This is a genomic window from Paenibacillus sp. An7 (genome assembly GCF_009870785.1).
In the GTDB taxonomy this organism is placed as follows: Bacteria; Bacillota; Bacilli; order Paenibacillales; family Paenibacillaceae; genus Paenibacillus.
In genome coordinates this window covers 101,491-128,392 of record NZ_WTWX01000007.1, presented here as the reverse complement: position 1 = coordinate 128,392, position 26,902 = coordinate 101,491, and the positions used below count along the sequence as shown (strand labels likewise).

Annotated in this window: 25 protein-coding genes and 1 other annotated feature; of the genes, 1 reads left to right on the top strand and 24 read right to left on the bottom strand. The window is 43.0% G+C overall.

What is annotated here, in order from left to right; translation table 11 throughout:
* Positions 1-100: 100 nt before the first annotated feature.
* The 6 genes from pyrC to lspA form a co-directional block, all read right to left on the bottom strand.
* Entirely contained in the window at positions 101-1,423 is a 1,323-nt protein-coding gene (gene pyrC / locus GQY27_RS11030; protein ID WP_160034261.1) for a dihydroorotase, read from the bottom strand.
* A gap of 114 nt (positions 1,424-1,537) precedes the next feature.
* Entirely contained in the window at positions 1,538-2,452 is a 915-nt protein-coding gene (locus GQY27_RS11025) for an aspartate carbamoyltransferase catalytic subunit (protein WP_160034259.1), read from the bottom strand.
* Positions 2,449-3,003 (bottom strand): bifunctional pyr operon transcriptional regulator/uracil phosphoribosyltransferase PyrR, encoded by a 555-nt coding sequence (gene pyrR, locus GQY27_RS11020; RefSeq protein ID WP_160034257.1) that lies wholly within the window; start codon positions 3,001-3,003, stop codon positions 2,449-2,451. The genes GQY27_RS11025 and pyrR overlap by 4 nt, the downstream gene beginning before the upstream one ends.
* A gap of 847 nt (positions 3,004-3,850) precedes the next feature.
* Entirely contained in the window at positions 3,851-5,104 is a 1,254-nt protein-coding gene (locus tag GQY27_RS11015) for an LL-diaminopimelate aminotransferase (protein ID WP_160034255.1), read from the bottom strand.
* A gap of 268 nt (positions 5,105-5,372) precedes the next feature.
* Complete coding sequence (locus GQY27_RS11010; RefSeq protein ID WP_160034253.1) at positions 5,373-6,314, bottom strand: RluA family pseudouridine synthase; 942 nt, start codon at positions 6,312-6,314, stop codon at positions 5,373-5,375.
* Positions 6,315-6,316: 2 nt separating this feature from the next.
* Entirely contained in the window at positions 6,317-6,820 is a 504-nt protein-coding gene (gene lspA, locus GQY27_RS11005; RefSeq protein ID WP_160034251.1) for a signal peptidase II, read from the bottom strand.
* A gap of 233 nt (positions 6,821-7,053) precedes the next feature.
* Here lspA and GQY27_RS11000 point away from each other — a divergent pair, with 233 nt between their 5' ends.
* The gene (locus GQY27_RS11000; RefSeq protein ID WP_160034249.1) at positions 7,054-7,788 is read left to right on the top strand and encodes a TraR/DksA C4-type zinc finger protein; all 735 of its coding nucleotides are present in this window, start codon (positions 7,054-7,056) and stop codon (positions 7,786-7,788) included.
* A 1-nt stretch (position 7,789) separates the two neighbouring features.
* Here the strand turns inward: GQY27_RS11000 and GQY27_RS10995 are convergent, their stop codons facing one another.
* From GQY27_RS10995 to spoVE, 18 genes are all read right to left on the bottom strand, one after another.
* Entirely contained in the window at positions 7,790-8,065 is a 276-nt protein-coding gene (locus tag GQY27_RS10995) for a DUF5665 domain-containing protein (protein ID WP_236570565.1), read from the bottom strand.
* Between the two features lie 210 nt (positions 8,066-8,275).
* A complete protein-coding gene (gene ileS, locus GQY27_RS10990; protein ID WP_160034245.1) occupies positions 8,276-11,365 on the bottom strand; it encodes an isoleucine--tRNA ligase in 3,090 nt (1,029 codons plus the stop codon).
* Positions 11,366-11,430: 65 nt separating this feature from the next.
* Positions 11,431-11,750, bottom strand: a binding site (T-box leader).
* Positions 11,751-11,870: 120 nt separating this feature from the next.
* On the bottom strand, positions 11,871-12,389 hold the full coding sequence (locus GQY27_RS10985) for a DivIVA domain-containing protein (RefSeq protein ID WP_160034243.1): 519 nt from the start codon (positions 12,387-12,389) through the stop codon (positions 11,871-11,873).
* A 221-nt stretch (positions 12,390-12,610) separates the two neighbouring features.
* A complete protein-coding gene (locus tag GQY27_RS10980; RefSeq protein WP_160034241.1) occupies positions 12,611-13,393 on the bottom strand; it encodes a YlmH family RNA-binding protein in 783 nt (260 codons plus the stop codon).
* A 53-nt stretch (positions 13,394-13,446) separates the two neighbouring features.
* The gene (locus tag GQY27_RS10975) at positions 13,447-13,716 is read right to left on the bottom strand and encodes a YggT family protein (RefSeq protein ID WP_236570561.1); all 270 of its coding nucleotides are present in this window, start codon (positions 13,714-13,716) and stop codon (positions 13,447-13,449) included.
* A gap of 7 nt (positions 13,717-13,723) precedes the next feature.
* Positions 13,724-14,194, bottom strand: a complete 471-nt coding sequence (locus GQY27_RS10970; protein ID WP_160034239.1) for a cell division protein SepF — start codon at positions 14,192-14,194, stop codon at positions 13,724-13,726.
* 4 nt (positions 14,195-14,198) lie between these two features.
* Positions 14,199-14,888 carry a YggS family pyridoxal phosphate-dependent enzyme gene (locus GQY27_RS10965; RefSeq protein WP_160034237.1) on the bottom strand — a complete coding sequence of 230 codons (690 nt, stop codon included), beginning with the start codon at positions 14,886-14,888 and terminating at the stop codon, positions 14,199-14,201.
* 5 nt (positions 14,889-14,893) lie between these two features.
* Complete coding sequence (gene pgeF, locus GQY27_RS10960; RefSeq protein ID WP_160034235.1) at positions 14,894-15,799, bottom strand: peptidoglycan editing factor PgeF; 906 nt, start codon at positions 15,797-15,799, stop codon at positions 14,894-14,896.
* Between the two features lie 107 nt (positions 15,800-15,906).
* Positions 15,907-16,251 carry a YlmC/YmxH family sporulation protein gene (locus GQY27_RS10955; protein WP_160034233.1) on the bottom strand — a complete coding sequence of 115 codons (345 nt, stop codon included), beginning with the start codon at positions 16,249-16,251 and terminating at the stop codon, positions 15,907-15,909.
* A gap of 215 nt (positions 16,252-16,466) precedes the next feature.
* Positions 16,467-17,249, bottom strand: coding sequence for an RNA polymerase sporulation sigma factor SigG (gene sigG / locus GQY27_RS10950; RefSeq protein ID WP_160034231.1), 783 nt, complete (start codon positions 17,247-17,249; stop codon positions 16,467-16,469).
* Positions 17,250-17,351: 102 nt separating this feature from the next.
* Positions 17,352-18,074 carry an RNA polymerase sporulation sigma factor SigE gene (gene sigE, locus GQY27_RS10945; protein ID WP_160034229.1) on the bottom strand — a complete coding sequence of 241 codons (723 nt, stop codon included), beginning with the start codon at positions 18,072-18,074 and terminating at the stop codon, positions 17,352-17,354.
* 12 nt (positions 18,075-18,086) lie between these two features.
* Positions 18,087-19,055: a sigma-E processing peptidase SpoIIGA gene (gene spoIIGA / locus GQY27_RS10940; protein WP_160034365.1), complete on the bottom strand. Its 969-nt coding sequence runs from the start codon at positions 19,053-19,055 to the stop codon at positions 18,087-18,089.
* A 208-nt stretch (positions 19,056-19,263) separates the two neighbouring features.
* A complete protein-coding gene (gene ftsZ / locus GQY27_RS10935) occupies positions 19,264-20,391 on the bottom strand; it encodes a cell division protein FtsZ (RefSeq protein WP_160034227.1) in 1,128 nt (375 codons plus the stop codon).
* Between the two features lie 152 nt (positions 20,392-20,543).
* Positions 20,544-21,815 (bottom strand): cell division protein FtsA, encoded by a 1,272-nt coding sequence (gene ftsA / locus GQY27_RS10930; protein ID WP_160034225.1) that lies wholly within the window; start codon positions 21,813-21,815, stop codon positions 20,544-20,546.
* A gap of 358 nt (positions 21,816-22,173) precedes the next feature.
* On the bottom strand, positions 22,174-22,938 hold the full coding sequence (locus tag GQY27_RS10925; protein ID WP_160034223.1) for a cell division protein FtsQ/DivIB: 765 nt from the start codon (positions 22,936-22,938) through the stop codon (positions 22,174-22,176).
* 131 nt (positions 22,939-23,069) lie between these two features.
* Positions 23,070-24,341 carry a UDP-N-acetylglucosamine 1-carboxyvinyltransferase gene (gene murA / locus GQY27_RS10920; RefSeq protein ID WP_160034221.1) on the bottom strand — a complete coding sequence of 424 codons (1,272 nt, stop codon included), beginning with the start codon at positions 24,339-24,341 and terminating at the stop codon, positions 23,070-23,072.
* 334 nt (positions 24,342-24,675) lie between these two features.
* Entirely contained in the window at positions 24,676-25,785 is a 1,110-nt protein-coding gene (murG, locus tag GQY27_RS10915) for an undecaprenyldiphospho-muramoylpentapeptide beta-N-acetylglucosaminyltransferase (protein ID WP_160034219.1), read from the bottom strand.
* Between the two features lie 8 nt (positions 25,786-25,793).
* The gene (spoVE, locus tag GQY27_RS10910) at positions 25,794-26,891 is read right to left on the bottom strand and encodes a stage V sporulation protein E (protein ID WP_160034217.1); all 1,098 of its coding nucleotides are present in this window, start codon (positions 26,889-26,891) and stop codon (positions 25,794-25,796) included.
* Positions 26,892-26,902 lie beyond the last annotated feature (11 nt).

Below are 26,902 nucleotides of genomic sequence, written 5' to 3'. Positions count from 1 at the left end.
AATTTCACTCCTTAATGTTGTCTTGACTCAATTTGGGTTTTATCAATAAGCTTCTATATAAAAGTTCAATAAACCGTTGTTAGTCGTAATCACTTGTTGTTTAGCTTAATGTTGGATCAGAATATACCTTTTTCCCGTCTACAAAAGTCATTACAGGCCAGCCCGTAAGTTCCCATCCTGTAAATGGTGTGTTACGTCCCTTTGTAGCGAACTCGGTTGGATCAACAGCGCGCTCCGTATTAAGGTCAATGACCGTAATATCCGCTGGTGCTCCTTCTTCCAAACGTCCCGTATTAAGGCGGAATACCCGAGCTGGTTCAGTCGTCATTTTCTCTACCAGGAAGGAAAGACTCCATTTTCCTGTTGCCACAAACTTTGTATAGAGCAGTGGGAATGCTGTTTCAAAACCAACAATACCAAATGGTGCAAGCTCCATTCCTTTTGCTTTTTCTTCTTCGCTGTGCGGTGCATGATCTGTAACGATAATATCGATTGTGCCATCCTCAAGACCTTCGATACATGCTTCTACATCACGGCGCGAGCGCAGTGGAGGGTTCATTTTCCAATTTGCATCTAGACCTGGGATGTCTTCATCCGCCAGAATCAGATGGTGTGGACAAACCTCCGCAGTTACTTTGATTCCGATCTTCTTCGCTTCACGGATCAATCGAACCGATTGCTCTGTACTTACATGGCAGACATGATAATGTACACCTGTTGCTTCAGCTAGTAAGATATCACGTCCAACATGAATCGCTTCAGACTCATTCGGAATGCCTTTTAGACCATGTTTCTCGGCAAAAGCGCCTTCTGCTACACAAGCACCTTCTACCAAAGAGTTGTCTTCACAGTGAGCAATAACGGGCATATCCATCGCTGCTGCTTTTTTCATCGCATCTTTCATCATTTGTGCACTTTGTACGCCAACACCATCATCGGTAAATCCGATTGCACCCGCTGCTTTGAGTGCATCAAAATCAGTCAGCTCACGACCAAGTTCGTTTACGGTAATTGCAGCGTAAGGAAGCACTTTCGCAAGATTTGCTTCTTTTGCTTTGTTAAGTACGAGTTGTACGGTTTCGGGGTCGTCTGTTACAGGTCTCGTGTTCGGCATACAAGCGATTGTAGTAAAGCCACCTTTTACAGCAGAACGGCCGCCAGACTCAATTGTTTCTTTATGTTCAAATCCTGGTTCTCTCAAATGTACGTGCATATCAATTAGACCCGGGACCACTAATTTACCTTCTACATCAATCTCTTCTATGTTTACATCGCTAGGGTTCGTTCCTTCTTCAACAAATAGGGAGAAACCCGCGTTCACATCATGTATACTCAAAATCTTTCCTTCGGAAATGATAATGTTCTTTTGTTCAAGTTCCCCAGCTTTATTCAGTACACTTGCATTTTTAATCATTTGTAACATAGTTATATCCTCCGCTCCGGTACCGTTTTATCGTAACAACGGACATTATGTTTAAATTGTATGTTTTGACTACTGTAAGGGTTAACAAATGCCCATGTTTTTCGAATTCTTCTATTATAGAATCAAAGCTCTCTCCATAACTGCCATGCGGATTGGAACCCCATTTGACATTTGCGGGAAAATTCGGGATGCTGGACTTTCTACAACTGCATCGTCAATCTCTACATTCCGGTTGACTGGGGCAGGGTGCATAATGATCGTTTTCGGACTGAGTTTAGCAGCTCGCTCTTCCGTAAGTCCGTAATTTTGGCGATATTCATCTGCTTTCATATCAATTCCTTTATCATGACGCTCTAGCTGGACACGCAGTAACATCACAACGTCTGCTTTAAGCGCTTCATCAAGAGTGGTATAAGGTGCAAGTGCTTCCAGCTCAGGAGCTTTCATGCTGTCTGGTGCGCAGAAGCTGACTTTCGCTCCGAATTTTTGCAGTGCATATAGATTTGAACGGGCTACTCTACTATGTTTGATGTCTCCAATAATGGATACGTTCAAGCCGCGAAGTTCACCGAAAGTTTGTCGCATTGTGTATAGATCAAGAAGTGCTTGAGTTGGATGTTCATTATTTCCGTCCCCTGCATTAATAAGAGGCACTTTCACTTTCTGAGCAAGCTCTTGCAAAACGCCTTGCGGTTTTAACCGAATAACACCAGCATCGATTCCCATGGATTCGAGTGTGCGTACCGTATCGTAGATTGATTCGCCTTTTTCGACGCTTGAGGCTGCTGCTGCGAAGTTCAGGACTTCAGCACCCAGTCTTTTTTCTGCCATTTCGAATGAAAAACGAGTTCGTGTACTGTTCTCGAAAAACATGTTGGCTACAAACTTAGAAGCTAGAATTGGATTCAGCTTCTCCGCCTGTGCATCGAAGTAAGCTGCACGGCTTAGAATGGATTCAATTTCACTAACACTTAGATCTTTTAGACCGAGCAAACTCCGCTCTTTCACACTCTTCGCTGTAACTGTCATCCTTCTTCCCTCCGGTTCTGAATGGTGACTTGATCTACGCCGTCAACTTCTTTCAGAGCTACATCGATGAGTTCCGAACGAGAGGAAGGAATGTTTTTCCCGATAAAATCGGGTCTTACGGGTAGCTCCCGGTGACCACGATCTGCCAGTACAGCAAGCTGTATCATTTGCGGACGTCCACTATCCATCAATGCGTCCATTGCCGCTCTTATAGTACGACCTGTGTATAATACATCATCAAACAAAATTACTTTTTTATTGTGAGTGACTTCTTTTAACTGTTTCTGAATTTCTTCGTTCTTCTTGCTACCTTCCGTACCCCGATCATCACGGTAAGGAGTAACATCCAAATCGATACAAGGGACTTTCTTTCCTTCAATCTCTTCGATCTTCGCTGCAATTCGTTCGGCGAGGTAAACTCCTCTGGTCCGAATTCCAACAAGAATGCAGTCATCAATTCCTTTGTTTTTCTCTAAAATTTCATGTGCAATCCTTGTTAGTGCTCTGCGGATTCCAATCTCATCCATAATGACATGTGCTTCATTACTCATGTGCTTTACGAACCTCCTCTGGATTTCCCTTTTACCAGTGGTCCCGTGAAGAGATAAAAAAAGACTCCCTGCCGTAAAATCATGGCAAGGAGTCTTATAACCGCGACAGGCGTACGCCGGGTCATTAAGCTCTAAAGGACATCCGAAACAAAAGCCGCAGCTTTGAACGGGTCCAATCACGTTACCTTGCCAGTCTCACGGGACTGATTTAAAGGTGCTATTCATGTATTTGTCTGAATGTTAACCTCTCAGGATTAACCAATTCAAACAAATCTTCATTGACATGAATTATGACAGATAGCTTATCCTCTGTCAACACCTTAATTGATAAAAGGGTTTCAGCACAATCGTTTATACATCATACACCTGTCATTATGCATTTCAATGGTTATATTTTCTATAATTATACGTTAATAATGTATAATTATCCATCTTTTCTTTTCTCCATAAAAAAAGGACCTGACAGCGCCAGGTCCTTTACATTTATTTTTGTTCCATTTTTACTTGATTATTTATTTAACTATTTAAGTTCCATTTATGGTTGGTTCCAAATTTATTAGTGATCGTCTTTCGCCAATCGTTTAAAGAGAAAAGTAACTCCAGTGAACCCTAAGACCATAATCAACGCGACCATTGCAATAAACGCCATGAGTAACGTCCCCCTCTTTATTTGATAACCTTATTGTATCCTGAAATTTTTCCTTTTGTCGTGCTAAAATTTACAATACTGTGAAACGTTTCACATAAATCATTTATGAAACTGCTCCGGCTCATGATCGCATGAAAAAAGGACACAACCGAAAGGTTGCATCCTCATTTTTTTAACTATGACTAAAAACGGTTCCTATTAAAATTCAAACTCTACGTCGCTTAAACGACGTTTGATCTCTTCCATCACCCGTCTCTCCTCAGCTTCGCCTTTCGCTTCAAATGTAACGGAGAAACGTACAAAATGACCTGCATCATCCCAAGGTACAGTGGAGATTAGCTTCTCGCGGATCAGGAACTGAGAGAAGTCTTCTCCTGTTTCGAAACGACGACCGCCTTTGATCCCTTTTGGAGCTTCAACATATAAGAAGAAAGATCCTTTCGGCTTTTCCGCTCTGAATCCAAGTTCTGTAAGAGTCTCCACCAGCATGTCGTGACGGCGAGAATATTTCTCTGCAATCTTTTCTGTGATTTCCGGATGAGACAATCCATACGCTGCTGCTTTTTGAATCGCTATAAACTGACCCGAATCATTGTTATCCTTTACATCGCTGAATGCTTTGACAATAAGAGGGTTACCCGCAACAAAACCAATACGCCATCCTGTCATATTATAGGATTTGGACAGAGAGTGAAGCTCAACGCCCACATCCTTCGCACCAGGCACGGATAAGAAACTCAGCGGCTTCAGACCATCATACGTAAGTGCCGCATAAGGAGCATCATGTACAACGATTACGTTGTATTTTTTAGCCCATGCTACAACCTCTGTAAAAAATTCCGCAGTGGCACTTGCCCCTGTTGGGTTATTCGGATAATTCAAATAAAGCAGCTTCGCTCGGTGAGCAATTTCCTCTGGTATCGACGCTAGGTCCGGTAAGAAGTTGTTTTCTTTGGTGAGCTGTACGTTGTACACTTCTCCGCCAAGATACTTGGTGTGAGTTCCGAGAACAGGATATCCAGGTACAGTCAAGATCGCAACATCCCCAGGATTAATAAATACAGAAGGGATCATAGCCAGCGCCGGTTTTGAGCCAATTGAATGTACAACTTCAGATACAGGATCAATTCCTTTTACCCCAAAAACTTCTTCTAAGTATTTAGACGCAGCTTCCTTAAATTCAGGAATCCCGTTATCCGCGTAACCACGGTTTTCGGCCTTTGCAGCTTCTTCCGCAAGCTTTGCAACAATCCCTGCATCTGCCATCTCATCTGGTTCACCAACCCCAAGGTCAATGAGTTCAATATTTGGAAAGTCCTTTTTTGCTGCTTGTTTTGCTCGTTTTATTTTTTCGAATTTATAAATGTTTGTGTCTTTACCATAGTTCGCACCGCCGATTCGATCGGCAAAACTCGTTTGAATGAAAGTTTCTTGATATTTATTAGTACTCATATCGCGTATCTTCATCTCCTCGTGTAACGAATATCTCCATGTATAAATATGAAGGATTCTGCTCGTTAAAACCATGGACTATACATCCGATCATTTGCACTATCATTTTATGCTAAGTTACGCTTATAACCCTATATACCCGATATTATACGTTCTAAGCGCTTCATTTAGTTTGCACGAAAGCACCATTAATTATCAATAAAGCACAAAAAAGAGCGCCGCTTAAAGCGACACTCTTAATGAACTGATTCTAAACTGTAAAAATAGGCTACCTGCTTCGCAAAGAAGCAAGCACATCTTCCATATCTTGCGGAAGTGGAGCCGTGAATTCCATCTGTTCTCCTGTATCTGGATGTACAAAACCAAGCGTCTGAGCATGAAGTGCTTGGCCATTCATTTTTATCCCTTTATTCCGTCCATACATGGGATCACCGACGAGAGGATGGCCAATAAACTTCATGTGTACCCTGATTTGATGTGTACGGCCTGTCTCCAGCTTTAATTCAAGCAGGGTATAGTCGCCAAGACGTTCTAATACAGTAAAATGGGTTACTGCTTCTTTGCTATTGCGATCAGTTACGGTAAACATTTTACGATCATTTGTGTCACGCCCAATAGGAGCATCTACGGTTCCTTGATCATGCTGTACATGACCATGTACCAGTGCAATATAACGACGATTGACACTATGCTCTTTCAGCTGAGCAGCAAGCGAGGCATGCGCCTTATCATTCTTGGCAGCCATAAGGAGACCTGATGTATCTTTATCAATTCGGTGGACAATTCCCGGACGAAGTTCGCCGTTGATACCGGATAAATCTTTACAATGATACATAAGTGCATTCACCAGTGTTCCAGAAGTATGACCCGGCGCCGGGTGAACAACAAGTCCTCTTTGTTTGTTCACTACAATGACGCTTGCATCTTCATATACTACTTGCAGCGGAATGTTTTCAGGGACGATTTCTACTGCCGTCGGCTCTGGGACGATAACCGTAATGTTATCTCCTTCACTGAGCTTATAGTTAGACTTTACTTTTGCACCGTTTACGGTAACATGACCGTCTGCAATCCACAATTGAACCTGAGAACGGGAAACATCATCCATGCTCTCCGCAATATATTTATCAATTCGTTCCTTTGCATAATCAGCAGTGACGGTCCACTCCTGGATGTCTTGAGCCGATTCTTGTTCGGACCGATCTGTCATCTTTATTCCTTCCCTTCTTGTTGACCTACTTGTTGATCTTCTTCACGCCGCTTTTCTCTTCTTGATTCAAGTAGTGTGTCCAAGATAATAAGAGCTACCCCCACTACAATCGCAGAATCGGCAACGTTAAAAATCGGAAACGTATAGCTTCCAAAATTAAATTTAAAGAAATCAACGACTTCACCCATTAGCAGGCGATCCAAAAAGTTACCAATAGCTCCTGCAAGAACTAAAGATAATGCCAGTGGGAGCAATTTATCAGGCTGGGATTTAATTTTTTGGATATACCAAACGAGTGCGACTACCACAATAATGGTTACTACAATAAAAAACCAACGCTGATCTTGGAGAATACCGAAAGCCGCTCCCCGGTTACGGTGAGAAGTAATGTAGAAAAAGTCTCCGATCACCGAAATTTCTTGGCCCAAATCCATATTGGTTTTAACGAGCCATTTACTTCCTTGATCCACCAGAAAAACAATCAAAGCAATAACGTAATAGATCACCGTGTTTTTGTCACTCCGTTCTTGTCTTTTACCATTCGATGGGTAATGCCTTATTTATTGTAGCACACCCGCTGGAACAGCGTCTATTTGAAGTGATAGAGTGAGCTCACCCTCGATTATGCAAAATACACCTTCTCTAAAACCTTTGCTTTTTGCGCACTCTATACAGACACCAAGACAGTGCAATTTTAATACTACACAAGCCAGTAATAAGTAAAGGAGCATTCATGCCCATGACGCATCTTAGTAAGCAAGAGATGGAAGATTTGCGCAAGCAGCTTCTTGAGCGAAAACAAGATATTCAGCACCGTGAAAAAACAAATGATCACTACGGACTTAGCGGTTCCATGCGTTATCAGGCAGGAGAGCTTTCCACGATTGATAATCATCCCGGGGATGTTGGTACTGAAATGTTCGAACGAGCAAAAGACATTTCCTTAAACGAACATGATGAATTTATGCTTGAGCGCATTGACTCTGCATTAGCCCTTTTGGAAAAAGGCGACTACGGCGTATGTGCTGTATGCAGTAAGCCGATTCCTTATGAACGGCTAGAAGCTGTACCCTATACGATTTATTGTAGAGAACATGCACCAGAAACCGCAGTTTCTAATGATCGCCCAGTCGAAGAAGAGTTCCTTACCCCTCCATTTGGCAGAACAAGCCTGGACGAAAAGGATACTCAGAATGGTTTTGACGGCGAAGATGCCTGGCAAATCGTTGAGAGCTGGGGAAACTCTAACAGTCCTGCTCTGGCAGAAAGCAATAACGTCGATGATTACAATGCGATGTACATTGAAGCATCGGAAGAAATTGATGGATGTGTGGAAGCTTACGAAAGCTTTCTCGCAACCGATATCTATGGAGAAAATGTATATGTTCTAAGAAATAACCAATATCGTAAATACCTTGAGGATGACGAAGGAATGAACATTCTTGCCCCTGATGTTCTTCCGGGTGACGATTAAATCACAGCGTATCGAGTTCTAATTGTCTTTGAACAATACGTACGATATCTGCAATGTAGTCTCCAATAATGGGTAGATTTAACGCTCCAAGCAACTGAAGGAGATAAATGATTGTTGCTGCAAAAAAGGTGAAGCCAATCGCTATTCCGACTCCTCTTGCTGTACCTGAAAGAATATTAAGCCAGATGAGTCGCGCTGGTCTATACAAGAGCTGTGTATAATCAGCAATCCGTGACTTCTCAAGGCTCGTAGCTAATTTTTGTAACAACCCGTGCATCTCATCAATTTGCCCTTCAAGTGCTTTGATTTCATCTGATGCTTTCTTATTTGTTGTCATCGGTAAATGGTCTTATCCTTTCCTTTATAGGATTAAAAAAAGCGGAAACGAGCCAGGGGAAACATATTTCCCTCAGGCTCGTTTTTGCATATCGTTCTTTATGCTATTATATCCGCTTTAAAACCGAATTAGCCTCTACCTAAACATATCTTACGAGATTTTAACACCAATCGTTTTAGATCCCGCTTCTACTTTTTCCATATCTTCCGCAGTCCCAAAGGAAACATCGGTTACGAGTACATTTTCACGAAGTACATCTTCAAATGCTTCAATCGCTACTTTTAACTCATCATCAACATCTAGCACAAGATTTACTCGTTTTTCAATTGGAAGATCCAGTTTCTTTCTTGTATCCTGAACGGCACGAACAACCTCGCGAACCAAACCTTCTTGTTCAAGTTCTGGCGTGATCTCTGTATTCAGCGCAACAGTCAGACCGTAACCGGATGCTGCTGCAAATCCTTCTTTTGCTTTTTTCTCGATTAGAAGTTCCTCACTAGTAATGTGAAGTTCAGTTCCTTCTGGGGAGACAATGTTAAATTCTCCAGACTCTACAACCAAACGAGTCTCGTCTGCGGTCATCCCTTTAAAATGATTTTGCAGGAAGCCTACATTTTTACCGTATTTTTTACCTGCTACTTTCAAATTCAATTTCAATGAGAAATCAACAAAGCCGCTGTCGCTTGTTTCTACTTCAATTGATTTCACATTGATCTCTTCTTTGATGATCTCTTCATATCCTGGCAGATCGAAATCTTGGTGTAGAGATACAATCAGAGCGGACAATGGCTGACGTGTTTTGATTCCTGTCTCATTACGTACGTTACGCGCAAGTTCAACAATATTACGTGCCGTCTCCATGTCTTTCTCCAGCTTCTCATCAATCAGAGCAGAATCCGCTACTGGATAGTCAGTAAGGTGAACACTGCCTTCTCCGCCAAGGTTTCCATATACATCCTCTGACAACATCGGTGTAAATGGAGCCATGAGTTTGGACAACGTAAGCAGTACTTCTGTCAGCGTACCATAAGCAGCCAGTTTGTCTTCGCTAAGGCCACTTCCCCAGAAACGATCACGGGAACGACGGATATACCAGTTGCTCAGCTCATCAACAAATACTTCGATTGATTTTGCAGCATTCAGGAAATCATTCACTTCAAGCCCTTTACGAACTTTTGCGATTAAAGAGTTCAAACGTGACAGCACCCAGCGATCCAGTTTGTTCTCAGAACCGTTAAATGGATGATCTTTTGGATCATAACCATCGATATCAGCATACAGCGCAAGGAATGCATGTGTATTTACAATCGTGTCGATCACTTTCGATTTTGCTTCGCCTACGATCCCTTTGGAGAAACGTTTGCTGTTCCATGGCGCACTGTCTGCAAGTAGTGCCCAGCGGAATGCATCTGTACCATATTCATTAATGATCTCCCATGGATCAATAACATTGCCTTTGGATTTGGACATTTTTTGTCCATTCTCATCCAGAATATGTCCTGTTGCCATAACTGCTTTATAAGGAGCTTTGCCAGTAAATAAAGTGGATACTGCAAGCAAGCTGTAGAACCAGCCGCGAGTCTGGTCAATCCCTTCACAGATCATGTCTGCAGGATATTGCTGTTCAAATGTTTCCTTATTCTCAAAAGGATAATGATGCTGTGCAAATGGCATCGAACCACTGTCAAACCAAACATCAATCACTTCGGATGTTCTTTCCATTACCCCATTTTCACAGTGTGTACAGTGTACTTTCACTTCATCTACATATGGCTTATGGAGTTCGAGATCCTCGCTCACTTCGCCTACCGCATGTTTGCGAAGTTCCTCATGGCTATGCGGTGAAAATTGTCCGCCGCAGTCCTGACATACCCATACGTTCAGTGGAGTACCCCAGTAGCGGTTACGACTGATGTTCCAGTCCACAAGATCTTCAAGGAACTTACCAAAACGTCCTTCACGAACATGACCAGGATACCATTCTACGGTATTGTTATTGGCAATCAGCTGATCTTTCACAGCTGTTGTTTCGATAAACCAGCTGTCCATTGCATAGTAGAGAAGCGGTGATTTACAACGCCAGCAGAACGGATAGCTGTGTTCGATTTTTTCTTTGCTGTAAAGCGTGCCTTGTTCGGACAAATACTTCACGATATCAAGGTCACAATCTTTTACAAAACGACCTGCAAAATCAGTAACTTCTTCTGTATACTTCCCTGCGGAATTAACTACACTTACAAAGCTGATTCCATTCTCACGACAAGTTTTATAGTCATCTTCCCCGTGAGCAGGAGCCATATGAACGATACCTGTACCGCTTGCATCCGTTACAAAGCTTGCTCCAACGACAATGTTTGCTTTATCTGCTTTGATGTAATTAAACGGCGGTGTATAAGTAAGACCCACAAGCTCCGAACCTTTCAGTGAAGAAAGAACTTCATAGTCGCCTTTCATCACTTTTTCCACCAAGTTCTTCGCCACGATATAGGTGCCATCTTCTTGTTTCACTCGTGCATATTCCATGTCTGGATTTACAGCAAGTGCCACGTGAGCAGGAAGCGTCCAAGGTGTTGTCGTCCAAGCCAGAATATATTCATCACGATCATCCAGTTTGAATTTGGCTGTTGCACTCAGATCCTTAACGTCCTCGTATCCTTGAGCTACTTCATGAGAACTAAGCGTTGTCTGGCAGCAAGGACAATATGGGCTAACACGATGTCCGCGATAAAGAAGCCCTTTGTCATGGATCGTTGCAAGAATATTCCACACACTTTCAATGTATTTGTTATCAAGTGTAACGTAAGGATGATCCAAATCCGTCCAGTACCCGATTGCCTCGGTTAGTTCACGCCATTTGTGTTCATATTCAAACACACTAGCTTTACACTTCTTGATAAAAGCTTCTACGCCGTAGTTTTCAATCTCATGTTTTCCGTTAATGCCAAGCTGCTTCTCCACACCAAGCTCTACGGGAAGACCATGAGTATCCCATCCTGCTTTACGAACCACACGGTAGCCGTTCATCGTTTGATAGCGACCTACAAAGTCTTTAATAACGCGGCCAAGTACGTGCCCGATATGCGGAGCACCATTCGCGGTAGGAGGTCCTTCATAAAGAACGTAATTAGGCTTGCCTTCACGATTTTCAATTGATTTTTTAAATGTATCTTCTGCATTCCATTTACTGAGGATTCGCTGCTCGCGAGCGCGAGCTTTTTCTTTGACATCGACTCGTTTCATCTTCAAACTCCCTCTCTTTATAGCGCATTACTATATTTAGAAAAATAAAAAAAGCCTCATCCCCGAAAAGGGACGAGACTGTGCTCGCGTTACCACCCTAGTTCCATCTCCAGCCTGTTCGCTCTAATCAAATTCATGATCATCACGATGAGCAAATAGAGACAGCTCTCTAATCCTTATGAAACTTCCATAAGGAGCCGATATAACGTTCGGCTTACGGTATCAGCTTATTCGTATCCGCAAGTACAATCGTAATAAATGCAGATCCTTTCGGCTTCACTTCTCCGGGAGGATATTCGGTCATGACCTGTTCATTGGCTTGCACCAACCGCCAACTCTCTGTGAACAATCTTCACAACGTACTGATTCCCATCATCAAAAATAAAATATGAAATTCATATAAGAATATTTATAGCCTCTTTTATAAAAAAAGTCAACCGGATCAGTAACCTGCAAATGGTTCATAATCCGCTCTTATCTATATCATATCCAAATAAATGAAATATTAATAAATTTCTTTCATTTCACGTTCATGACGTTCATGCTCACGAACCTCAAATTCTCGGTTCTCCAGCGCTTCCCATCCATCCTGTGTCAAAAGTTCAAGCTGAGCTTCCACAAGTGTACGGAAACGCGCACGATAGATTGAAGCCTGTTTCTTCAGCTCTTCAACTTCCATCGAAATCTTGCGTGACTTCGACAAAGCTTCGTTTATGATGCGGTCTGCATTCTTCTCCGCTTCCTTCACGATCAGCTGCGCTTCTTTCTTCGAATTATTCTTCACTTCATCTGCAGCTTCTTGAGCAACGATAATAGTCTTACTCAGCGTCTCCTCAATGTTTGAGAAATGATCCAGCTTCTCCTGCACGGACAGCAGCTGGTTATTAAGTTCCTTATTCTCGCGGATCACAGCCTCATAATCTTTAATGACCTGATCCAGGAATTCGTTAACCTCATCCTCATCATACCCACGAATTCTGCGAGAGAACTCTTTATTATGTATGTCCAGCGGTGTAAGCGGCATACTGTCCACCTCCTATAATATTAACCTCCAAAAAAGGAGATTTATGAAACAAAAAAAATAATGGTGAACCTTCTGCCACCATAGGCAGCAGAAGACTTACGGAATCATGTAATATTCACCACCTGTATATTAACATGTAGTTTATATCGGCAACTTCATATGTTGTCATAATGCCTAGACCTATACTTTTCGACAAGAAAAGCAGAATTCCTGCAACATACTTAGACAAATCTGCCAACTTTGACACGAAAACGGCCTTTTTTAGTAACTCCATCTATTTCAAGTACTTTAAAACGTCCTAACCCTTGAACAGAAACTACGTCTCCTGCCTGAAGAGCTTTTGACGGATCTTCAACAACTCGGAAATTCACTTTACAGCGGCCAGCCTTGATGGGTATAAGAATTTTGCTGCGGCTGAGCCTGTACACATCACTTGAAATCCCGTCGAGACGCAAAGAAGCTACCGTCAGATCCATCATCTGAAGTGATACCTCACTCGTCCGAAGCTGATCGATCGGCAGAATATCTGTAAATACGTTCACACGGTGAACCTGATGCAGATGGATTGATAAATAATCTGCAACTTCTTTTGCAACTACCGTATGGCAACCATCATCAAGTACATGAATGTCTCCAATCTTACCTCTTTTGAGGCCAAGACTCAAGAGTGCACCCATATAATCCCCGTGTTCGAGCTGTAGTAATTTTTGGTCTGCTGAGGTAATTGCCAGCACAGCCAGCTCCATGCTCTCCTCTTCTAAATAAGCATAATCCGGTGCTACGAGTGCCCGTTTACGCTCAGCTGATGCAAAACCCCCATCCAGATGTATCTGTACATCGTTTCGGCGATTCATAATCGATTCCAAAATATAAGCCTGGCGAGGATCGAGAAAGTCCGTCAGTTTCATCTCATGAAACTGTCCCGCACGTTCGACCCACTCCCAGGCTTTGTCTACAAAATCCCGTTCATCGGGGTGAAAATGATCGTAAACTTCTGTTTTCATTTCAAGATCACCCTGCTTTGCATATCATACTTACCTAAAGGCTTTCGTACAATCTACGTTAATATACTGCTTAGAATAGCAATGAGTCCCATTGCTGCATAACGCAGAGCAAAAAGCGCAATGATTGGAGAGATATCAATCATACCGAAGATTGGCGGTATAAAACGCCGGAAAGGCGCAAGATACGGCTCTACAAATTTGCCTATTATTTCTCCAAATTTACTCTCGCGTGCATTAGGCAACCAGGACATTAAGATATAAATAAGAATCAGCCAGTAGTAAATATCTACTATAGCTGTGATTGCTCGAACTGCAATATCCAAAAACAATTCACCTCATTCTGCCGTAATCTGTGTCGCTCTCACTTTCAGCCAAAATCTCAGCAATCGTTCCTTGAATTTCCACCGTGTCTGGTGTGCATAAGAAAATATTACCGCCTATTTTGGAAATACCCCCACCCAGTGCATATACCGTTCCGCTTAAGAAATCAATAATCCGCAGAGCTTGATCTTTGCGGACACGCTGAAGATTGATCACAACGGTGCGATGAGCACGAATATGATCCGCAATCTCTTGAGCTTCGTCATAACTGCGTGGTTCATAGAGAACAACTTTTACATTTTTTTGGGAATGGATACTCACCACATTATTTCCCTTCTGATTTCTACGTTTATCGAAGTTCGGGGTTTCAACTTCTTGTTCCTGTTCATCATTACGTGTAGTATTTACTTGTTCACGTTCAATAATCTCTTCTTCTTCCTGCAAGCCAAAAAAATTCATGAATTTATTCATTACACTCATCTCCTTAGTCCTCCTCTTTTCCTACAAGAACACTTCCCAGCCTTACCCAGGTAGCCCCTTCTTCAACAGCAACTTCATAATCATTTGACATTCCCATCGACAAATGGGTCAGCGGCTGATTCGTTAAAGCTTGTCTGTTCAAATCATCCCTTAGTTCACGAAGCCCGCGAAATACAGGGCGGGTACGTTCTGCATCTTCCTCAAAAGGAGCCATTGTCATTAATCCGGTAATATGAACATGAGGAAATTCACGAATTTGCTTGAGTAATGGTACAACTTCTTCCGGCTCAAGTCCGTATTTTGATTCTTCTCCAGATATATTCACCTGAAGCATGCACTCCACTTGCAGATCAACCTGACCTGCCTTTTTCTCAATCTCTTTTGCAAGAGAAAGACGATCTAGTGAATGAATGTATGCAAATTTGCCAATAACATCTTTAACCTTATTAGTCTGCAAATGTCCTATGAAATGCCATATCCCTCTATCGTGCAGAGCATTCCATTTGTCTTCAGCGTTTTGCCAGCGATTCTCGCCAATATGTATAAGTCCGTGATCCAGTACTTTACTGGTCATCGCAGTCGAAACATATTTTGTAACGGCAATTACACCGACGTCTTCTCTATTTCGTCCGCTTCGTTTGCATGCGGCCGTTATACGCTCATCAACATGCTGAATTCTCTCCTCCAGTTGCAAGGAGGTCACCTCTCTTCCAATCCGATCCAGCTTGCCATACGACCCGTAATCCCGTTTTCCTTACGATAACTGAAGAACAATTCCGGATGGCAGCTTGTACACCATGAAGTAATTTCGATATGTTCCGGCAATATTCCTGCTTTTATCATAATGTGTCGATTCACTTCTTTCAAGTCAAGCATACTTTTTCCATCTGAAACCGGTTTATGGCAAGCTTCATAAGTCAAGCTGTTATGTTTGTCATTACCCTCTGAAACCTCATACCAAACCTTCACCTTATTCATTACATAGTCGTCTACCTCATAACAGCAGCTCCCTATCGACGGGCCAATTGCAGTTCTAATGTCTTGACGTTGACATCCATAATACTCTTCCATTCGTGTAATCATTCGCTCCGCAATCCCGGCTACGGTGCCTTTCCAGCCTGCATGAGCAAGCCCAACAACTTCTTTTATCGGATCGAAGAAATACAAGGGCACACAGTCGGCATAAAAAGAAGTTAACAGAATACCTCTTACATTAGTAAGTAATCCGTCCGTTTCCTGAAAAGCCGATTCGCGATCTAGAAAACCTCTGCCCTGATCTCGCTCGGTTACAATCGCAACTTCATTCTTATGCACTTGTTCTCCGCATGTCCATGATTCTGGCTTCATACCGATTTCTTTAGCGATCCGCGTTCTATTCTCGATAACATCCTGCGGATCATCTCCCACATGAAAAGCACAGTTCAAACTGCTGTAAGGCGCTTTCCCTACTCCGCCCAGACGGCTTGTATAACCAACTTTGAGTCCTTTGTCTGCCTCATAGCTTTTCCAAGGTTCTATTTCAAACAATCCTGGGCTCCCAGCAGCAGAAGGATTCAAGCTGGGAGAATCTAAGGATGCTGTCTTTTTAAATACAAACGGTTCCATGAAAGTAAAATTCACCTCATCTTTTTTTACAGTGTAACAAAAATACAGCTAAATTGCTCATCTACCTTCGCTTAAAAGAAAGGCTGTGCCTTTTTCCACTCCAACTTTCATAACCCGCGCCGCTGCTCGTCTCGGCTTCGTTCCCATCGTTCTGAACTTGGCTGCTCTCCATCGCCCGAATGCTCCTTGATCTCATCCATCTTAACAAGGACCACATCAGAACCGATTTTGACAATATTACGCCATGGAATGATCAGGTCTGAACCACCGCCGAATAACCCCATAAAACGGCTGTAACTTGGGACAACAATCGCATCAATTCGCCCATTCCTAAGGTCAAGCTCCAAATCACTAATCTGACCAAGCCTTTTTCCATCGATAATATTAATCACGTCTTTGGTTTGAAAATCTGAAATTTTCATCGCTCTAACCGTTAAATCTCCTGAACTCATACCTTATCACATCCCGCTATTTGTGCTTATAATCTACTATATGATTCAATCGCCCAAAATGTACTCTTTTTTAAGATCGTTGCTGCAAGCTCTTAGAACTTCTGTACAAAAAGATAAAACCTTTATTTCTGCCTAAGGCAGAAATAAAGGTTTAGGAATTTAGTTCATTATGCAATTTACCTAATACATTGCATTTTCCTCATACTGCAAAAGCCTTACGTCTTCACATGTTTCTGCATTTGCTGGATCGCTGACTTCTCAAGACGAGATACTTGAGCTTGAGAAATGCCGATTTCATCTGCTACTTCCATTTGCGTTTTTCCTTCGAAAAAGCGCATAGACAATATCATTTTTTCCCGCTGACCCAGCCTGAGCATTGCTTCTCTAAGCGCAATCTCTTCAATCCAGGTTACATCCTTATTCCTGTCGTCACTGATCTGATCCATCACATAAATGGGATCACCACCGTCATGATAGATCGGCTCGAACAAGGATACCGGATCTTGAATTGCATCTAGCGCAAACACGACATCTTCTTTGGGCACACCAAGCACCTCAGATATCTCAGAAACCGTAGGTTCCCGCGAATTGAGATTGGTTAGTGCATCCCTCACTTGCAGTGCTTTGTATGCGATGTCTCTCAGAGATCTTGATACGCGAATCGGATTGTTATCACGAAGGTATCTGCGAATCTCACCGATAATCATCGGAACCGCATACGTGGAGAATTTTACATTTTGAGACAAATCAAAGTTATCGATGGCTTTCATCAAACCAATACAACCGACCTGAAACAAATCGTCAACGAATTCTCCCCGGTTATTGAAACGCTGAATGACACTGAGTACTAATCGCAGATTGCCATTCACCAATTTCTCTCTAGCTGAGCGCTCATTATTTTGCTGTAGATTTGTAAATAACTCACGCATCTCTACGTTGGTTAGGACCGGCAGTTTCGCGGTATCCACGCCACAAATCTCGACTTTATTACGAGTCATCGTGATTTACCTCCCAAGGAGAAACATTAATGTACATTATCTCCCTGAGCGGTGTTTTTATTCCAAAATCAAAACCTTACCAGTTATAACCAAGACTTGATTTTACACCATTTTATTGAATTCCTTACGCAGCCGCTTAATGATTCTCTTTTCGAGCCGAGAAATATAAGACTGGGAAATGCCCAGCATGTCCGCAACATCTTTTTGTGTTTTTTCTTCCCCGTCTTGCAGCCCGAACCTTAGTTCCATAATCATGCGCTCTCGATCTGTCAGCTTGTCTAATGCTTTGTGCAGCAGTTTACGATCCACTTGCTCTTCAATATTTCGGTAAATCGTATCGTTCTCGGTACCCAGTACATCGGACAGCAGCAGTTCATTTCCATCCCAGTCAATATTCAGCGGCTCATCAAAAGACACTTCGGACCGGATCTTACTGTTACGCCGCAAGTACATCAATATTTCATTCTCGATACACCGGGAAGCATAGGTCGCCAGCTTAATTTTTTTCTCTGGATCAAACGTGTTCACTGCCTTGATTAGTCCAATTGCCCCAATAGAGATTAAATCCTCAATGTTAATGCCGGTATTCTCAAATTTGCGAGCAATGTATACGACAAGCCGGATGTTTCGTTCGATCAGCATAGCCCGGATCGCAGGGTCACCTGTCTGCAGTTTTTGCAGTAAAAATTCTTCCTCTTCCCTTGTCAGGGGCGGGGGCAGTGCTTCACTTCCACCAATATAATAAATCTCTTCGCTTTTTAGCCCAAACAAAAATAAGAATCTGTAATATTGCAGCTGTACGGCAAGTTTCCATTTGACGAGCATGTACACTTCCTCCTATACCACGTTCAGCGGCTTTTCTGTTTGACCGGCCGTTGTATTGACTACAGCAGGTTCTTGCACATATTCCGGGTGAATGATGGCCTGATACTTCCCTTCCGAAGATAACTTCCCTCCATCGAGTCCAATCAGGGTACGCCTTGGTGTATAGCAAGTCCCGTTCATTATTACTTTTACCGAGTCTGGTTTAAGTGCAAGCATAAACGTTGTTCCTTTGTTAATCCCCCGGTAAGGGATCAGCCTAAGACGATCCTGCCAGATGAACTCTTCTTCGAGCTCCATAATTAACGTGTCTGCTGAAACTTCTGAGATTCTCCCTTTCCAAGAAGGGGGCAGATAGGATTCCCACAAGGAAGCTTCCATCACGGTAACCGGTGTCCGTGTGAGTGGATCTGTAAGCTGATTCCCCGTATCCACGAGCCCTGTACAAGTGACTTCCACTCCCCCTATCTCAACAATCATATCTCCGAAAAAAACAGACATTTGTTCCGTCTTTCTTTTACTAGACTGTACTCCTTTAAAAACAAGCAGAACCGCAAAAAAAGTAATAAACACAAACCAAAAGCCAACTTGAAGTTCAAAAGAGATGCCACCTGTTGTCGTAAATAAAATGCCATTAAATAAATCAGCTGAACTCTGCAGCAGATAATGAACGCCGAGTATGCCGCCCGCTGCCACAAAGTTAACTACATAAAACGTCCCTATTGTTTTTGTAAATGCTTGTAAACTATGAAATCCAAATGTGGTCCAGATCATAAACAGGGATAATGTGAATTTGATTAAGAATGTGTACAAAAAAGTAAGTTCCGGAACAAACATCATTACTACATACAAAGCCCCGATGATTGAAGATATAATCATTCGCCACCATTTTGGCTTTTTCTTCTGCATCCAAGCGGTAAGGAACAACAGCACCCAGTCAATAAGCAGGTTCGTTAGAAAAATCAAGTCGATATATACAACCAGGTTCTCTCACCTGCCTTACGTAAATCATGAATACATTCAGTATAAGGAGAAGATATCTCAAAGTCTGTCTAAACGTGGGAAGTGATTTGTACTATTTTTGTCGTAAAAAGAAAATAAAAAAGACTGTAGACAAACTAGTTATAGGCTAGTTTGTCTACAGTCTGCCAGCAGTCCAATGGACTACAGTTCGTTATGCATAAAAAGTTTATTATTCGTTATGATTGCTGCCATTATTTCTCGAGCGATTACGTAAGAACGTCGGAATATCAAGTTGATCCGAACCCGGTGCATTACTGAACGGTTTCAGGTTGTTTGACGGACGGCTCTCTTGCGGTTCAGTAGATTGAACCGGTTTGCGAGTAGACTGCGGGATAGGCTCCGGCTTACTCTCGAATCCTGTCGCGATAACCGTAACCTTGATTTCCTCTTTCAGGTTCTCGTCAATGATCGCACCAAAGATCATATTTACTTCTAGATCAGAAGCAGATGTAACAATCTCGGCTGCTTCATTTACTTCATACAAGGACAGGTTAGAACCACCTGTAATGTTCATGATAACACCGCGTGCTCCTTCAATCGAAGTCTCCAGGAGCGGACTCATAATTGCTTTGCGTGCAGCTTCTGCAGCCCGATTCTCTCCAGTAGCCATACCGATACCCATAAGTGCAGAACCGCGTTCTGTCATAATGGTTTTAACATCGGCAAAGTCAAGGTTGATAAGACCCGGAACTTGAATCAAGTCAGAAATACCTTGTACTGCTTGGCGAAGAACATTATCCGCTTCGCGGAAAGCTTCAAGCATTGGAGTCTTCTTGTCTACAATCTCAAGCAAACGATCATTTGGAATCACAATCAGTGTATCTACTTTTTCTTTGAGGGCTTCAATACCGTGCTCTGCTTGATTGTAACGTTTACGTCCTTCGAATGTGAATGGACGTGTAACCACACCAACTGTTAATGCTCCGCACTCTTTAGCGATTTCAGCGATAACAGGAGCAGCACCTGTTCCTGTACCTCCGCCCATACCAGCAGTAACGAACACCATGTCCGCACCTTTTAAGGTATTCGCAATCAGATCACGAGACTCTTCTGCAGCCTTTTTACCTACTTCTGGATTGGCACCAGCGCCAAGTCCTCTTGTGAGCTTATCACCGATTTGAAGTTTGTGTTCTGAGCGGGCTAAATGCAGTGCTTGAGCATCCGTATTCACCGTAATGAATTCGACTCCTTGCACACCATTTTCAATCATTCGGTTAACCGCATTACTTCCGCCGCCACCGACACCTATTACTTTTATCTGAGCCAAGCTCTCCATATCGAAATCAAATTCCAACATACTTTTCCATCTCCCCCTCATGTGTGCATGGATGGCTCGTCCACGTTCCGAAAATGAATCCAGACCATTTCATATATCGACGAACAATACCATTTCGTAAAGATCACTCGAAAACGAATCGTTCAAGGATCTATGAAATGGATTCAGACATGCTATATCAATTCACTGAACATATTTTTTAAGCGTTCGAAAAACCCCGGTTTTTGTTCTTCTTCCGGAGCCGGATTCGGCTTAACTCGATTGGTTGGTTTTTTGTTATTGCCTCCGCCACCAGGATTATTATTCGCTGGTCTTACTTTGATACCACGAATGACATTATGCAAAATCCCCACACCGCTCGTATAGCCTGGATCCCTCACACCGATATAATCCGGCACTGCAATTCTAACGGAAGCAGCAAGTTCATGTCTAGCAACCTGTAACACACCTGGCATCGCTACAGTACCGCCTGTTAGTATATAACCTCCAGGTAGCTCTGTATAACCCAGTCGCTTCACTTCCTGATGAATTAATTGGAAGATTTCTTGCACACGAGGTTCTATGATCGTTGCCAAATCTTCCTGAGTAAATTCTTTATCCACGTTACTGCCAATACGTGTTACTTTGAATACAACATCACTAGCTGCATCATCAAGCCAAGCACAACCATACTTAAGCTTGACCTTCTCAGCTTGCTCTGTCAAGGTTCGCAGTCCGTAAGCAATATCGTTAGTAACAAACTCCCCGCCGATTGGCAGTGTCGAAGTTGCAACCATCGAGCCTTCCTCAAACACGGCAATCGTGGTCATTCCTGCACCGATATCAACCAGTACAGAACCCATTCCTTTCTCATCTTTGGATAAGGACAACAGCCCTGATCCAAGAGACATGAGCACCAGATCTTTCACTTTCAGTCCTGATTTCTCAACGCAGCGCAACAAGTTATGTATGGCAGTCTTCGCCCCTGTAATGATCGTCGCTTCCACTTCAAGACGAACACCGATCATACCGCGAGGATCCTGAATTCCTTCAAGACCATCAACTACATACTGCCTTGCCACAACATCTATGATCTCGCGTTCCGGCGGGATCGCGATGACTTCTGCTGCTTTCAACACCCGTTCCATGTCTTCTTCACCGATCTCGCGGTCCTCATTTGATACTGCCACAACACCGTGACTTGTCATAAGCCCGATATGATTTCCAGAGATCCCGACATAAACTTCGGATATTTGAATACCAACCATACGTTCCGCGTGATCTACTGCGTTGCGGATCGATTGTACAGTCTGGTCAATGTCTACAATTGCACCTTTACGAATTCCTTCTGAGTCGGCAGATCCAACTCCAATAATATTAAAGGTTCCATTATTAATTTCCCCAATAATAGCCCGAACTTTGGATGTACCGATGTCCAAACTAACAATGATGTCATTGTTGCTCAAGTCTGTGGCACCTCCTGACTCCGATTAATATACGTTCTTTTAAACAAACACTCTCTACATATTCAACACGTTTAAGGCTTTCCCTCTTTTTTCAACAAATTTTTTGGGTGCCTTCAGGGTGGAGATAATAAGCTCCTGTTAACTGCCTTTACTCAGTTGATAGGAGGTGAACCTCCTAATTGTCTCTAAGTTTGTTCACGAGTTTAACCGTCACAAACGATTCTAGTCAAATTTCAAAGAAAAAAGAAGGAAATGATAGCAAGATGCATATAGTGTAAAGTGTAACATTTTTTCATACGATCAGAAAGTGCTATCTTCACACGTCCATTGTTTTCCATTAGAATTGCATAAATTTGGATCATTCAGCTGTCTCTACTTCCTCATCTTCCTCTGTGTCTGGAATAAAGGGTTCATAGGAGTCAGCTTCAAGCATAGTGATGATCCCTGGTTTTTCCGTTTCAATTACTTGATTCAAATAGCTTACCTTGTCTTCTAACAAGGACACCGTAGTAATTACTTCAAACTGTGATTTTGTGTAAAGTTTAATCCGATCAGGAAACGACGGGGTAGGCGATGGCATAATTTCAGAAATATCTGTGGTAAGTTCATTAGGTATGTTCTTAAGGATCTCAGACAACTCTGTTTTTAGCGGATTGCCATCCTCCCAATGTGTCAAGATCGGTTTTTCTACGGAAATTCCGCTATCAGGAAGCGTAACACTCACTCCACTGGATAAAATAGCATGAAGCTGTCCGTCTGCTGCCAGTTCGTAAGCTACTGGATCGTATTCTTTAATGTGGATTACGATTGTACCCGGGAACTGCTTGTCCACTGTTGCCTCAGATACAGAAGGCATCTCTTCCAACTTCTTCTCTATATCACTGCCGTTATCACTAAAAAACGGATTACCCACTTTAAGGCCGCTCTTTGCTAAAATCTCATCTTTAGTAGTAAACACATTTCCATCAATCTGAACCTGAGAAATTTTGCTAACTGGCGATCTGAAAAATATAACAGCAAGTATAGCAATAAATAAAAGGATGAGGATCATGATTAATTTACGGCTTGTTTTACGTTTTGGCATGCTCTCTTTTTTGAGAGCGGGCAATTGATTTTTTGGCATAAATCTCCGCTCCATAAAAGCCCTATTGTCCCCTCAAAAAGAGGGGACTTTCAAGGCAAGTTTGTGCTTAAAATGATACTGATTGGAATATATATAAGCATCGTTATTCTCACTGACAAAGGGGACAACAATTAAGGTGCAACAAAGCTCACCGGCTGACGTTCCACAGAAGCCCCAAGTGATTGAAACAACTGCTCAATTTGATCATAACCCCGATCAATATGATGCACTTGTTCAACGACGGTTCTCCCTTGTGCGGCAAGTCCTGCAATAACAAGCGCAGCACCGGCGCGTAAATCGGTTGCTTCTACTGTGGCCCCATAAAGCCGCGGAACACCACGTATAAAAGCAGCGTTCATATCAACAGAAATATCAGCACCCATTACATTCAGTTCATTAACATGCTTAAATCTGGCTTCGAAGACGGTCTCTTTCATCACACTAAATCCATCTGCCAAACTGAGCAACACCATAACCTGTGATTGAAGATCTGTAGGAAACGAAGGGTATGGTGAAGTAACAATACGATCAACCGCTTTAGGTCGCCCCAAACAGCTTACGTTTATTATATCATTGCATACACTCGTTTGAACACCGGCTCGCTTCAGCACATGGATAAGAGAATTTAAGTGCGCTGGATTGCAGTGAGTAAGAGTGACATTCCCCCTTGTTGCAGCAGCAGCAATCAGCACTGTACCTGCCACAATCCGGTCCGGTATAATCTCATAGGTACAAGAGGTTAATGAATCGACTCCGTTAATCGTAATGGTACTCGTGCCCGCTCCGATAATGTTCGCTCCCATTGCATTCAGGAAATTTTGAAGATCCTGAATCTCGGGTTCTCTTGCTGCATTCGTGATCGTTGTCGTCCCTCTGGCTGTCGCAGCAGCCATCATGATATTTTCCGTGGCCCCGACACTTGGAAAATCAAGTTGTACATCTGCACCGATTAGTTTTTTAGCACGGCAGGTAATTTGAGAATCCTTCTCCTCAATCACCGCACCCAGCGCCTCGAGTCCCCTCAAATGCAGATCTATCTTTCTTTCTCCGATCGCACATCCTCCAGGCTGATAGATGGACACTTCTCCAAATCTTGCAAGCAAAGGACCCATTAAAAAAATGGAGGAGCGCATCTTGCTCATTAAGTCTTCCGGTACTCTAGCAGAACTGACTAAGGATGTGTCGATGGTTACTTTTCCTGAGTCATGTTTTGCACCACATCCGAGCCGTTCTAAAATGTGTAACATCACCTCAATGTCGAGCAAATGAGGTACATTATGGAGCTGCGTGTTTCCTTCTGCAAGTAAACTTGCTGCCATGATAGGCAAAGCAGCATTTTTAGCTCCATGGATACGTATGGATCCTGATAGGGGTTTCCCGCCTTCAATCACCAATTTGTCCAAGTGTATCACCTCCGAGTTTACCCGTTCACCCTAGTTCTTGATCGCTTCGACCCGGTTTATACCGTCCATTTCATGCCTGATCGAGAAGCATCCACAAGGTAGAACGTCCTCTGCTGTTTCTCTCTAGGAAGCGCATCAGCGTGATCTAGACACTGCTTTGCCATCCCATTAAGTCAGTTCAGCGGATAATAGTATTGTTTATGACACACCCGGACATTTACTTCGTCCAAAAGGGGAATGTCACAATTGATAAGGTATCTTATGTAAGGAGTACCTTGTGTGTGACAATCGCCCAGGAACCGTTTTACATTCCATGGAGACTTTTATATTCTATTTATTTATTTTTCGCAATACGTTTCATTTCAGCTACTAATAAGGAGGCAGAATCCGGTTTTCCGAGACGCTTTGAAGCTTCCATCATAGAGCGCTGAATCTTCTCATCTTTCATAATTTCATCAATATTCTGAAATAAAGAGATGCCCGTAAGGTCCTTCTCAAGCAGCATCCGAGCTGCTCCCGCTTTTTCAAGCGTTCTTGCATTCGCTTCTTGATGGTTATTGGTTACATTTGGTGAAGGAATGAGTATAGCAGGAATTCCAAGCGAGGTAATCTCCGCAAGAAAAGAAGCGCCGGCCCGGTTAACGATTAACGAGGTAGCTGCCAGCACCTCAGGCATGTTGTGCACGTACGGTAGAACATGCAGATAACTTGGAATATGTCCTAAACGCTCCTTTATTGCCTGAAGAGTTGATTCATAATAGCCATCTCCTGTTACGTATACCACATGGATCTCGCCTAGGTTCTTCAGCTGATCCGCCATTTGGATCATTGCATCATTGATTGCTTTAGCTCCTCTGCTGCCTCCAACAATCAGTACTACTCTACTTCCCTTCGGAATTCCAAGCGAAGCAAATCCACGCTCTGGGTTCGCATGTTGTACCGTAGTAGCACGCGGATTACCCGTATATATGGTGTTCTTTGCGGAAGAGAAGGCTTTCTCAGCTCCTTCAAAGCTGACAGCCACCGTATCGACGTACCGACTCAAAAACTTGTTGGTGAGCCCAGGAATCGCATTTTGTTCATGTATAATGCTTGGAATGCCCAGCTTTGCTGCAGCATACACAACAGGACCGCATACATAACCGCCAGTACCCACCACTACATCAGGTTTAAATTCCTTCAGCATTTTTCTAGATTCCTTTACTGCTTCAAGAAAACGAAGGATCGTTTTCACATTATCAAAAGATAACTTTCTTTTGAAACCAGATATTTCAATCGATTGAAAAGGGATGTTCTCTTGTGGAACAAGTTTGCTTTCCAGCCCCTTTTTACCTCCGATATATAAAAATTCCGCCGTGTTATCTTCTGATTCTAATTGTCTTGCGACAGCAACAGCCGGATAGATATGTCCGCCTGTTCCTCCGCCGGTTAGTACAACGCGCATGAATATCGTCACCTCGCATAACGTGATAAATTAAGTAAAATTCCTAGTGCTGTAAGCATCAGCGTCAGGGATGAACCTCCATAACTGATTAACGGGAGCGTAATTCCCGTAACAGGCATCAGCCCGATAACAACTCCAATATTAATGATGACCTGAACAGCAACCATTCCCACAATACCTACCCCAAGCAGACTTCCAAAAGCATCCGGAATCGTCATCGCAACTCGCATCCCTCTCCATACCAGCATCAAAAAGAGCATAAGTACGATGAGACCGCCTATAAACCCTAGTTCTTCCGCTAGAATAGAAAAAATAAAGTCCGTTTGCGGTTCCGGAACATAACTATATTTCTGTCGGCTCATTCCAAGACCCAGCCCTCCAAGGCCCCCCGGACCGATCGCGTATAGGGATTGGAGAATTTGATAACCAGAGCCCAGCGGATCTGACCAGGGATCAAGAAAAGCGGTGATCCGCTGCAGACGATAAGGTGCTGCTGCGATAAGGCCCGCAAAACCCACTAAACCACCCAAACCAAGCAACAGTAAATGTTTCATTCTTGCCCCCGCCGTAAAAATAATCAGCATAGAAGCTCCCATCATTACCGTGCCGGTACCAAGGTCTGGCTGAAGCATAATAAGAGCAAATGCGCTTCCCATTAAAGCAAGCGGCGGCAATAATCCCGATGTGAAATTTTTAATTTCATCCGGGTTTTTACTGAGCCATTTGGCCAGAAATAAGATCATCCCGAGCTTCATAAACTCGGAGGGCTGAATACCGAACGAACTGATTCCGAGCCAACTTCTCGCTCCGCCGCGAACAACGCCGACTCCAGGGATCAATACGATAATAAGCAAGATAAAGCAAAAAATAAGGATATACTTTGCATAATTGCGCCAAATCCGGTAATCCACATTTGCAGTGAAGAACATGGCAGCTAGCCCCAGCCCCGCAAATAACAACTGCCTCTTCACAAAATAGAAAGAGTCGCCGTATTGACGGAAAGCGAGGACAGAACCCGCACTGTATACCATTACAAGACCGATGGCAAGTAAAGATACAATGCAGATGATCAGCCAAAAATCAGGCGCTGGACGGGTCTGTTTCATTGGAGGCCACC